The 9,908-nt window shown below is 60.7% G+C and carries 8 protein-coding genes and 5 pseudogenes; 5 read left to right on the top strand and 8 right to left on the bottom strand.

What is annotated here, in order from left to right; all coding sequences use genetic code 11:
• Positions 1 to 165 precede the first annotated feature (165 nt).
• A protein-coding gene (locus tag PUT78_RS22060; protein ID WP_274354408.1) for an IS5 family transposase occupies positions 166 to 923 on the bottom strand; the annotation gives its coding sequence in 2 pieces (ribosomal slippage) (positions 166 to 599 and positions 599 to 923; 759 coding nt in all).
• A gap of 133 nt (positions 924 to 1,056) precedes the next feature.
• Here PUT78_RS22060 and PUT78_RS23940 point away from each other — a divergent pair.
• The 4 genes and pseudogenes from PUT78_RS23940 to PUT78_RS22040 all read left to right on the top strand — a co-directional run.
• Positions 1,057 to 1,281, top strand: a pseudogene (locus PUT78_RS23940) (IS1380 family transposase); the annotation flags it as partial.
• Positions 1,282 to 1,515: 234 nt separating this feature from the next.
• Entirely contained in the window at positions 1,516 to 1,842 is a 327-nt protein-coding gene (locus tag PUT78_RS22050) for a hypothetical protein (RefSeq protein WP_274354407.1), read from the top strand.
• Between the two features lie 240 nt (positions 1,843 to 2,082).
• Positions 2,083 to 2,786, top strand: a pseudogene (locus PUT78_RS22045) (IS6 family transposase).
• 37 nt (positions 2,787 to 2,823) lie between these two features.
• Positions 2,824 to 3,549 (top strand): annotated as a pseudogene (locus PUT78_RS22040) (IS3 family transposase); the annotation flags it as partial.
• On the opposite strand, the gene PUT78_RS22035 reads toward PUT78_RS22040, so the two are convergent.
• Together PUT78_RS22035 and PUT78_RS22030 are read right to left on the bottom strand one after the other, a co-directional pair.
• The gene (locus tag PUT78_RS22035) at positions 3,539 to 3,685 is read right to left on the bottom strand and encodes a hypothetical protein (protein WP_274354406.1); all 147 of its coding nucleotides are present in this window, start codon (positions 3,683 to 3,685) and stop codon (positions 3,539 to 3,541) included. The pseudogene PUT78_RS22040 and the gene PUT78_RS22035 sit on opposite strands and share 11 nt — an antisense overlap.
• Before the next feature lie 37 nt (positions 3,686 to 3,722).
• Positions 3,723 to 4,177 (bottom strand): annotated as a pseudogene (locus PUT78_RS22030) (methylase); the annotation flags it as partial.
• Positions 4,178 to 4,416: 239 nt separating this feature from the next.
• Here PUT78_RS22030 and PUT78_RS22025 point away from each other — a divergent pair.
• The gene (locus PUT78_RS22025; protein ID WP_274354405.1) at positions 4,417 to 5,961 is read left to right on the top strand and encodes a Fic family protein; all 1,545 of its coding nucleotides are present in this window, start codon (positions 4,417 to 4,419) and stop codon (positions 5,959 to 5,961) included.
• Between the two features lie 833 nt (positions 5,962 to 6,794).
• Here PUT78_RS22025 and PUT78_RS22020 read toward each other — a convergent pair.
• The 5 genes and pseudogenes from PUT78_RS22020 to PUT78_RS22000 all read right to left on the bottom strand — a co-directional run.
• Positions 6,795 to 7,400, bottom strand: a complete 606-nt coding sequence (locus PUT78_RS22020; RefSeq protein WP_274354404.1) for a DNA-3-methyladenine glycosylase I — start codon at positions 7,398 to 7,400, stop codon at positions 6,795 to 6,797.
• On the bottom strand, positions 7,397 to 7,690 hold the full coding sequence (locus PUT78_RS22015) for a YciI family protein (protein WP_274354403.1): 294 nt from the start codon (positions 7,688 to 7,690) through the stop codon (positions 7,397 to 7,399). The genes PUT78_RS22020 and PUT78_RS22015 overlap by 4 nt, the downstream gene beginning before the upstream one ends.
• 13 nt (positions 7,691 to 7,703) lie before the next feature.
• On the bottom strand, positions 7,704 to 8,282 hold the full coding sequence (locus PUT78_RS22010) for a TetR/AcrR family transcriptional regulator (protein WP_274354402.1): 579 nt from the start codon (positions 8,280 to 8,282) through the stop codon (positions 7,704 to 7,706).
• A 166-nt stretch (positions 8,283 to 8,448) separates the two neighbouring features.
• On the bottom strand, positions 8,449 to 9,078 hold the full coding sequence (locus PUT78_RS22005) for a hypothetical protein (protein ID WP_476453973.1): 630 nt from the start codon (positions 9,076 to 9,078) through the stop codon (positions 8,449 to 8,451).
• A gap of 94 nt (positions 9,079 to 9,172) precedes the next feature.
• Positions 9,173 to 9,908, bottom strand: a pseudogene (locus PUT78_RS22000) (IS5 family transposase); the annotation flags it as partial.

The following is a 9,908-nucleotide window of genomic DNA, read 5'->3' as shown; positions in this document are numbered from 1 at the left end:
ATGCAATCCGCGCCTTCATACCTTCAAGCGCGGCGCGCCAATCCGAAATCACTCCAGCCCAATCCGATACGGACATCGAAATTCCTCCCCAATTGCTCAGGCAGGATTGAATCAGATATCCATATTATATGCAACTGTAGTACTAGGCTCAGGACTCATTGAGTTTCAAAGGCAGTAGATGACGATAGCGGCGAGCGCGACGGCGGAGAGGAACACTTTCGGGCATCGGTCATAGCGGGTTGCGATCCGTCGCCAATCCTTCAGCCGTCCGAACATGATCTCGATCCGGTTGCGCCGCTTGTAGCGCCGTTTGTCGTATTTCACGGTCGTCTTTCGCGCTTTGCGGCCAGGGATACAGGGCGTTATCTCCTTGTCTTTCAACGCATCTCTGAACCAATCAGCGTCATACCCGCGGTCTGCGATCAGCCAGTCGGCTTCTGGCAACTCCCTCAGCAAGGCCGCTGCGCCGGTGTAGTCGCTGACCTGCCCAGCCGACATGAAGAAGGTGATCGGGCGGCCAATCGCATCTGTGACAGCATGCAGCTTGGTGTTCATGCCGCCCTTGGTGCGTCCGATCAGGCGGCCACGCCCCCCTTTTTAACCCGCAGGCTCGACGCCGTGCGATGCGCCTTGAGATATGTGGCATCGATCATGATCGTCTTGGCCTCGGTCCCTTCAGCGGCCAGACCCGCCATGATCCGGACGAACACGCCCATATCGCTCCAGCGCTTCCAACGGTTGTATAAGGTCTTGTGCGGGCCATACTCTTTGGGTGCATCACACCATCGCAACCCATTGCGATTGATGAAGATTATGCCGCTCAGCACACGCCGATCATCGACACGCGGCTTGCCGTGGCTCTTGGGGAAGAAAGGTTTCAGACGCTCCATCTGAGCGTCGGTTAGCCAGAAAAGATTGCTCATTGATCGGTCTCCTTGCGGAGCGTGAATCACGCCGCAAGGCTGAAATCAATAGGTCCTGAGCCTAATTTCGCTGTCTTGAGTTTAATATTTTATATATAAATCATGGTGTTGACGGCATCGAGGGGCGGCCTTCATGGATCACCCGGAGGGTGCGGGCATGCAGCGGGCAGATTGGGTGGAATTCGACTCTCGCGTGCGGCTGGAATTTCGCGGCACGCAGCTCAGTTTGGACGGCGGTCTCCTTGTGATGCGCGAGCTTGACGACGCCCTCTGGGCGAAAAAACTTGATCATCCGGCACAATCAACCGATCTTGACGTCAGACGGCAGACCACTTGGGGAATGTCGGTCCATAGGCTCTGACAGGCGGACTTCGAGCCTGATCCCGAATCCGGCGGCTTCTTCCGTACGGTGCCGATTGATCGCGGCGCAATTACGCGAAAGTGACGGCAAACGGCTGGTCTTGCCAGAATGGCGTGGCCATATTCAAGACAGGCGTTTGCTTCAGCAAGCACCTTGAACCAATCGCGCGGGGCGTCCGTGCGCTGGATGCGCCCCCAAGAAGGCCCCGCGCCCCAAGCGACGGAGGCTGATATGTTCAAGCGAATTCTTACACCGGCACTGGTGTTCGGTATGGCCGCGCTGGCGCCCCCGGCAGCGGCGCAAACGATCTGCGGACCACGGCTGGCGATTGCCAACTGGCTGACCTCCAGCTTCAGCGAAGCTAGGACCGCAGTCGGGCTGATCGGGCAGGATCGGGCGCTCGAACTCTGGGTGGCGGAGGACACGCACAGCTGGACCATCCTCGTCACCCGTCCTGACAGTATATCCTGCGTCGTCGCCAGTGGCACCAACTGGACAGCTCTCAAGCCTGACGGTGAACTTGCAAGCGAATCCCGGAGGTTTTCGCGACATGATTGAGGCGGCCTCGACAGCGCGGTGGCGGGACCAGGAAGCCGGGCTGAGGAGCGATACTTCCCCTCCGCATGGTTGCCGACCTCAGTGACAACCGACCTGCCGGAGCGGAGCGCAAGTTGTCAGGCGCCCTTCCCCATGATTTTGTAGGGCCCCGTGATTTTGCTGGTTTGAATGGCTCCGTTGATGGCATGGATGGGCATTGCCAAGTTGTTTGCGCGGCATGACTTTGCTACGAGTTGAGGTATGAGAATACCGACGTCCATGCGGCGCCTGAAGGGTTTTCGTTTTCCACGCGAGATTGTCGCTTACGCTGTCTGGGTATACCATCGGTTTGCGCTGAGCACGGCGGATGTCGAGGATCTGCTTGCCGAACGAGGCGTCATCGTGAGCCGTGAAACGATCCGTCTCTGGGTCAACCGGTTTGCCGCGCATTTCGCGGCCTGCATCCGTCGGGACCGTCCCCGCCCAAATGGCATCTGGACGAGGTTGTGATCCCGATCAACGGGGTGAAGCACTGGCTCTGGCGGGCGGTCGATGCCAACGGCGACACGCTTGATATTCTCGTGCAGACGCGTCGGAATGCCAAAGCTGCCAAGCGCTTCATGGCAAGGCTGATCGCGCAATTCGGCCAACCAAGGGTCGTCGTTACAGACAAACTGCGCAGCTACATCAAGCCGATTGCCCATCAAGCGCCGGAGGCTGACCACCGGGCCCATAAGGGCATTAACAACAGGATTGAGGGCAGTCACAGGCCAACACGACGACGAGAAAAGATCAGGGGCCGGTTTAAGTCGCCCAGACAGGCACAACGTTTCTTGGTCGCGCATGACCAGATCAACACCATCTTCCGCCCTCGACGCTACAAACTGACCGCCATCTCATATCGCCACGCCCGGGCAGATGCTTTCTGTCTCTGGACAGACTATGCCGCTCAGATGACTGCTTGATATCTCCAGCCACAATCTTTCAATCCCAATGCTCAACAACTTGGCAATGCCCTTTGAAAGCAACCATCGCTGCTATGGCTACCGACGCCTCAGAGCCTGTATGACACGGCACTCTATCTCGATCTCCGAGAAAGTGGTGCGGCGCCTGATGAAACAGGAAGCTTTGGTCGTCCCAAAGCCAAAGCGGCGGCGTTACAGCTCATATCTGGGCGAGATTAGCCCTGCGCCCGAGAACATCATCAAGCGTGACTTCCAGGCTTCCGCGCCCAACGAGAAATGGCTCACTGATATCACCGAGTTCCACATCCGAGCGGGAAAAGTCTATCTGTCCCCGATCATCGATTGCTTCGACGGCCTCGTCATAAGTTGGGCCATAGGGACCAAACCGGACGCCGATCTCGTAAACACCATGCTTGATGCAGCGGTTGAGACCATCGCTGACAGCGAAGCGCGGCCCATAATCCACAGCGATCGCGGAGGCCACTATCGCTGGCCTGGCTGGCTGGAACGTATCGACGCAGCAAAGCTCGTTCGTTCGATGTCACGAAAGGTGAGCTCGCAAGACAATGCCGCATGTGAAGGCTTCTTCGGACGCCTGAAGACTGAGTTCTTCTATCTTCGTGATTGGCGGGCCTTCACCGCGGCCCAGTATATTGACGAAGTTGACGCCTACATCCGCTGGTATAACGAATCACGCATCAAGATGTCCCTTGGTGGCAGAAGCCCAATCGAATACCGTAGAAGCCTCGGCCTTATGCCGTGAAAACAGTCCAAGGTTTTGTCCGCACCCCCGCCGGGTCAAATCTCAGTGGCAATCTACACTCGATGGTCAGCGCCAGCAGGCGGTTGAGGGAAATGGTGATCGGCGGCAGTTCGTCCTTCATGCTATTGCTGTCCATCAGCTTCAGGCCCTTGGCGGATTCAAAACGTTCGAGGGAGCAGGCCGGTGCCCGCCGGGGGTTCCAGAACCACGTTATCGGGCGTGATAGCACCGCCGTCAAAGCAGTAAGGCCGAGAGGCAGAGGTGTGCTGAACTTCTAGAAGTTCTGACTTTCTTCGGAGCGGCGGGTCTGCGTCGGCAGCAGCCCGGCGATCTTTACCAGCGGATCAAGCCGTGCAGCCTTCGAGGCGGCTTTACGGAAAAGCACTTTTCCGTATTTGCGCAGAAAGAGGACCGTGGCCACTTCGCAGGCCTCGTAAGCCAGCTTCCAGTCCCAGGCGCCGGTGGCGTCGGAAACGCCGAACACTGTTTCCATAGCATTGCGCAGGATCGTAGAATCTACGCACTGTCCGCGCTCGAGATGGGGAAGCAGAAGATTGGCCGCAGTCAGGATCGTGGACGCAACCGGCGGCGGCGTAACCGGAGGGGTGACGTTTGATGCAATATTCATGTCGGGAAACCTCGGGAGAACGGGAGGAACAAGCCCGGACAGCGCTCTCTCTCGACCACCCGAACTCATCCTGTCCCGGCAGACCTCTTCCTCTTCCCTGAACAGGTTGGCGTTTGAGGCTTCTGAAACTGCCAATGCACGTGCATAAAACTGTACTTCATGAAGAGGCGTTGAAAGGAATCGAAATTCATGTCATTAGCGTAACCTAAAGCAATCAGCACAAATGAGACTCGGAATTCATGGAGCGAGGGCAAAAGAATCCATTTTCAGGAACGGTAAGCGTTTTTCACGAACGCCGGCTGCCCGAAGAGGCGATACCCGCGGGTTATGCCGCCCTGATCGACGCCTATATGTTGCCAGTCCCCCTACCCCGCACGCTCTCGGCCATCGGGCCGCGCCACAAACTCTATGTGGCGGACGGCTGGCGCCTCTATACACCCCGCCACGCACCAGAGGCGAGCCTCATCGGGCATCTGACTTTTGCGCTGCGCTACGAAGGGCTGGATCTCGCGGTTCTCAAAAGGCTCTTTCGCGCAACAGGGCCGGACCCGATCAAGGCCGTCGTCGAGGCTGCGCCGACGGGCAGCTATGCGCGTCGGATCTGGTTTCTCTATGAATGGCTGATTGGCGAACATCTCGATCTGCCCGATGCAACCCGCGGCAATTACGCGCCTGTGCTCGACCCCAAGCAACAATGGGCTGTTGAGGGCAAACCGTCGCCCCGCCACCGGGTCCGCAACAATCTGCCCGGCACACCGGAATTCTGCCCGCTGATTTTCCGCACCGAGGCGATCGAGGCGTTCATAGCGCGCGATCTGGCAGCAGAGGCGCGCGAGGTTCTGGCCGAGGTTCCCGCCGATCTACTGGCGCGAACAGCCGCCTTTCTGCTGCTCAAGGATTCCCGGTCGAGCTTTCAGATCGAAGGCGAGAACCCAGCCCAGGACCGCATTCGCCGCTGGGGTCAGATCATCGGCGAGGCCGGGCGGCACCCGATCGACCGCACCGAGCTTGAACGGCTGCAACGCATCGTCATCGGCGACGCGCGTTTCGTGCATCTGGGGCTGCGTCAGGAGGGCGGCTTCATTGGCGAGCATGACCGGCTGAGCGGTGCCCCCCTGCCCGATCACATCAGCGCCCGGCACGAGGATCTGCCCGCGCTGATCGAAGGGCTTGAGCGGTTCGACCGCGACATCGCCCCGGGCCTCCATCCGGTTCTCGCCGCCGCGAGCCTCGCCTTCGGCTTCGTCTATATCCATCCGTTCGAGGACGGCAACGGGCGTCTGCACCGCTACCTGATCCACCATGTCCTGGCCGCGCGGGGCTTTAACCCGCCCGGGCTGGTCTTTCCAGTTTCGGCAGTGATCCTGGAACGGATCGAAGCATACCGCCATGTGCTGGAAAGCTATTCCCGCCGGCTGCTGCCTCTTATCGACTGGCGGCCGTCCGGGCGCGGCAATGTCGAGGTGCTGGGCGACACCGGTGATTTCTATCGCTTCTTCGACGCAACGCCCCATGCCGAGTTTCTGTTTGCCTGCGTCGCGCAAACCATCGACACCGATCTGCCTGCAGAGACACGGTTCTTGCGCGCCTATGATGGATTCAAATCCCGGATTTCGGGACTGGTCGACATGCCCGACCGGACCTTTGATCTGCTGTTCCGGTTCCTGCATCAGAACGGCGGAACGCTCTCCGCTCGCGCCCGCGCGAAGGAATTCGCGGCCTTGACAGAGAAAGAGGTCGAGCAGATCGAGACAATCTATGCGGATCTGCGCAACAGCTTCTGAGTCCGGCCGCCCCATGCGAGCTACCCAAAGCGGCGACCGGCCTCGGTGAACGTGTATTCGTTGGCGAAGATGGCCTCATCAACCACCACTCCATGACGGGCGCCGGGGAGCCTCGCTCCCCGGCCCTCAACCCGTCACGGCCGAGCGGCCCAAACTCTCACTCTGACTGGGGGACACCCCCGGTTCCGCTGCGGGCGATAGGCGGCCATCGCAGCGCTGAAGACCCGGTTGCGAGTGCGCCGCGCCCGGGCCGACGGGGACAAGGAGCTTGCGCGCCTTATTCCCAAGGGTCCGACTCCAGCTTCACCATGTCATCATGGCCGTCGAATTCGGCGGCTGGCATGGCACCGTGGGTTCCGTCACCGGCCCAGAAACACGACGATCTCGACCATCAACGTGGCGGCGAGGCTGGCGGCGAAGGCGGTGGCATCTGTATAGGACATGTGTTCCGGCTCCTGTCTTGAGAGGCGGAGGACCATCCCCCGCGCGACAGGCGCCCGAAGTGTCTGACCGGAACTGCAATCACCCTCGGGCGTTCGGGCTTTCCCGAATCCCCGAGGGCGGCACGCGCACGTAAGCCAACCCTTTATGGGCTGATTGAAAAGGAGGCGGATCGGACCACGGTTTGCAAATGGAAGCGGGGTGGTGCTTTGCCTCTGACAGGTGACGGTTGCCCGTCGTGTGATGCCTCGCCATTGCAGCCTACTCCTGATATCGGCATCGGGATCGTGTTCATCTCAGGCCGGGGATGAACCTTGCTTTCCCGACAAGATGATCGGCAGCATGGTGAAGCTGGACTGGATTCTGCCCCAACGACCAGAGCAAGGCCATTGCTATGAGGGTCGCCGCAGTTCAATCCGCGCCTTTGCCACTTCGTCCCGGATGACGCATCCCTCGGCGTGGTCATTGATCAGCCCCATCGCCTGCATGAAGGCATAGACGGTTGTCGGGCCGACGAATTTCCAGCCGCGTTTGCGCAACTCCTTCGACAGGGCCGCGGAAGCCGCAGATGTTGAGCGGGTCTGCGGTTGCGCATCGTCATCCTCGGGCTCAAACCGCCAGAGGAACGCGGCAAGGGATCCCTCGGTCTCCACAATTTCGCAAGTGCGAAGGGCATTGTTGATGACCGCCTCGATCTTACCGCGATGCCGGACGATACCGCTGTCCTTGAGCAACCGCGCCACATCACCGTCATCAAACTGCGCGACTATGCGGAAATCGAACCCGGCGAAAGCGGCGCGGAAGTTCTCGCGCTTGGCCAATATCGTGCGCCAGCTCAGCCCGGATTGGAAACTTTCCAGACAAAGCTTCTCAAACAGCCGCGTGTCGTCCGTGACGGGGAACCCCCATTCCCGGTCATGATAGTCAAAAAACTCCGGCGCGGCGGCGCACCAGCGGCAGCGCGGACGCCCGTCGGGGCCGGGAATTGTCGCGCTCATGCTGTCACCCCCAGGAAATCAAGCGCGGGAATGGTGCGCTTTGTATCAATTTCATGGGTTTCGGCGGTCACGATACCTTGCACCACGAAGGGGTCGGCCGCAATGCGCGCCTCATGGGCTTCCCGGCTTTCGCCATGGGCAAGGACAGCACCGCCCGCGACGGGCGTGAGGGAGCCCACGCAGAGGAACACGCCATCGGCAAACCCCTTTGCAATCCATTCGTTATGGGCGGCCATGAAGTCCGGCGCAGCGGCCCGGTTTGCCGCAAATTTCAGGAAGGTGACAAACATTGATGCTCCTTGTTCATGGGACGGGGGACAGCTCCGGCAGGTTGGCCAGCCAGTTTTCGATCCCGGCCACCTCGCTGTGAATGAATGCCTCGTCGCGGTATGCAGAAGCCATGACCGCAACGCCTTGCGACCACGACAAAAGGTGCAGCGCCAGAGGCTCGGCACGGGCCCCCGCGCCCAGTTCCCGGAACTGTCCGGCCAGCCAGTCGCGGAACAGACCGAGTATATCAACTGCACGGCCCTGCGCGGCATGATCGAGTTTGGCAAGTTCCGAACACAGGGTGCCGACCGGACAACCGAATGCCATGATCTTCGCGCGATTGGCGATCAGCATCCGGATGAAGGAAAGAATGCGCTGGCGCGGGTCATCCCCCTGATCCTGCCAAGCGTCGAGCATGTCCCGCGTGCGCGCGATCCTGCGCGTGATGACGGCATCCAGAATGTCATCCTTGGATTTGAAGTGATGATAGAAGTTCCCGCGCGAGATGCCGACGACCGCAGCGATGTCGGCAAAGGACGTGGCTTCGAACCCACCTTCATAGAAGAGGGTATCGGCCTTTTCGACAATGAGGGTCCGGGTTGAGGCGGTCATCACAGCTTATCCAGTTTGGTCAAGAAGAAATAGGACAAATGTCCTAATAAGTCAACGGGAGACCGGTTCAACATCGGCGCCCAAAAAAAGCCCGGACACAGGTGCCGAGCGAGTTGCGAAAACAGAACGGTTGGGTCAGGGCGACCAAGGCTGCCCCGCCTGAGGATCATTCGGCAGCGGCCATGTGCTGCGGCTCGTCCTCGCCTTCGATCGGATCGTCCTCCTCGCCGGCACCTGTGAGGAAATCTGGCAATTCATCGGATTCGCCCTCGATGGCCGGCGCCGCCACGGCTTCTTCGCCACCGTCAACCATGCGCAGCGGCTCAGGCAGCCAGCCGGTTTCGGCCAACAGGCGCTCGGCCTCTTTGGCCATGTCGCCCTTCTTCAGGTGCCCGATCAGTTCGGCGGCACGCTCGCCTGCGCCTTCGCGAACGGCCTCAAGGATGCGCGGCTTGGTCACGCGGCCGAGGTAGTTGCCAACACTTGGTTTCCAGCCCACTGCCACCATATCGAGTGCAGTTGCCCGCGCCAGCCGATCTGCCTGCGACAGACGCACCTCCAGCCCGTGCTGGCTGACACCCATGCCGCTATAGGGATTGGGTTTTTCATAGAGCGCGTTGACACCGAAGCTCACGCAGTGGGCCAGCAGGTCCATGCGGGAGCCATCGTCCAGACCGGCCAGCCAGTCCCAGAGCGCTGCGTCATCAGCCGGGATGTGATCGCCCCTGCGTTCATGCCGATCCTGGATCGCCTTGGCCGAGGTGCAGTCGCGCAGGTCCTCGGCCTGTGCGGGCAAATGCACCTCGCGGACCTGTGCCTCAAGGCAGCCTTTGGTGGGCGTTGTTGCGCAACTCGCGCTTGAGGCGTGACTGCCCCTTTCCCTACTGACGTCATGCCACGCGGACGATCTCGGCGGTGCCGAGGGCGTTGAAGCGGTTCATGAGGGCGATGCGGATGTGGATTTCGGCGGTCTGGCGGTCGGGGTCTCGTGCCATGATGCGCTCGCCGAAGGCTTTCAGGCAACGCATCCTCGCCTCGATCCGGCTGCGGGCATGGTAGCCTGTCCAGCGTTTCCAGAACGCCCGGCCGTAGTGTCGGGTGGCGCGCAGGGTTTCGTTGCGGACCTTTGCGACCGGGCAATCCTCCTTCCATAGCCGCCCGTTCCTGCGGATCGGGATGATCGGAACCGCGTCACATGCGATGATGGCGCTGTGGCAGCGGCGCGTGTCATAGGCGCCGTCCGCGGTCACCGTGCCGATCTGTTCGTCGGCCGGGATCTGCCCGAGCAGGTCCGGGAGCACGGGGCTGTCGCCGTCGCGGCTGGGCGTGAATTCCACGGCCCGGATGTCGGACGTGGCCGGGTCCATCGCCAGATGCACCTTGCGCCATTGGCGTCGACCCTGAACGCCGTGCTTGCGCACCTGCCATTCGCCATCGCCGAGGAACTTGATGCCTGTGCTATCCACCAGCAGGTTCAGCGGCACGGCGATACGGGACCTGCACGGCCAGGGTCTTCTGTCGGCGGCACAGGGTGGAAAAGTCCGGCACCGGCCAGTCCAGCCCCGCCAGCTTCAGCAGGCTCGCGACCATCCCCGCGGTCTGGCGCAAGGGAAGCTTGAACAGCAC

The organism is Roseinatronobacter alkalisoli, assembly GCF_028745735.1.
Lineage (GTDB): Bacteria > Pseudomonadota > Alphaproteobacteria > Rhodobacterales > Rhodobacteraceae > Roseinatronobacter > Roseinatronobacter alkalisoli.
The sequence above is the reverse complement of the archived record's forward strand: the minus strand, read 5'-3'. Positions and strand labels throughout refer to the sequence as shown.